Origin of the sequence: Enterococcus alishanensis (assembly GCF_019218635.1) — a bacterium.
GTDB classification, from domain to species: Bacteria; Bacillota; Bacilli; order Lactobacillales; family Enterococcaceae; genus Enterococcus_A; species Enterococcus_A alishanensis.
Genome location: NZ_JAHUZB010000030.1, coordinates 1 through 851 on the forward strand (window position 1 = coordinate 1; position 851 = coordinate 851).

At 29.6% G+C, this 851-nt stretch carries 1 protein-coding gene; it reads left to right on the forward strand.

Going from position 1 to position 851, the window contains the following annotated elements:
- Nucleotides 1-124: 124 nt before the first annotated feature.
- Nucleotides 125-820, forward strand: coding sequence for a helix-turn-helix domain-containing protein (locus KUA55_RS18135; protein WP_218327770.1), 696 nt, complete (start codon nucleotides 125-127; stop codon nucleotides 818-820).
- Nucleotides 821-851: the final 31 nt, after the last annotated feature.

An 851-nucleotide genomic window follows, 5' to 3' on the forward strand; every position in this document is an offset into this window, starting at 1 on the left:
AGTTAAAAAAGTGATAAAATCGTACTCTATGATTTGTAGAGTACGATTTTCACTTACTTCTACAATCAATAGGTAGGTTAAAATTAATACATGAAGCATACTTAAACACAAGGAGGTTATTTAGTTGAAAATTAGTAAGCAAATCAAAGATAATCGAACACTCAACCATTTAACACAAAAAGATTTAGGTGATTTATTAAATGTATCAGATAAAACTATTTCTAGTTGGGAAAATGGGCGCACCTACCCCGATATTTCTCTTATTATCAAACTATCTGAACTATTTAATTTATCCTTAGACGATTTTTTGAAGGAGGATAATACAATGATTAAAAAAATTGATGTGGATCTTAAATTGAAAAATATTTATAAATATCTTTTATTTGGCTTAATTATTACACTTATAGGAATAGCAATATTTTTAAATATGTATCAATATCGTAATCAATGGGTAGATAGATTCAATCCTTTGATGAAAATGGATGTTGGGTATGTCACACTTCCAACAGATGTTTCCTACAACGGTGGTAAAGAGTACAACGAAACTAGTAAAGACGTACAAATTCCAGATCCTTATAAAAATATGATTGTTTTAGATTCTCCTTTTGGTGACGTTACTAGATTAACTTTTCAAGGAGGACAATCTCCTAAAAATAAAAACTATGCAATGGTTCAGCACAAGGGCTTGTATGTAAAATCGATAGCTTTTTTATCTTGGGAAGCAATTCCCCTGGCTTATAGAGAAAATATGGAAAAAAAATATGTCCCTTCAGATGACGAATTTTCATCAAATCATTTTAAGCGAATTTTTACTAATTAACCGTTATTTAACTGGCAAGGCAACATAATCT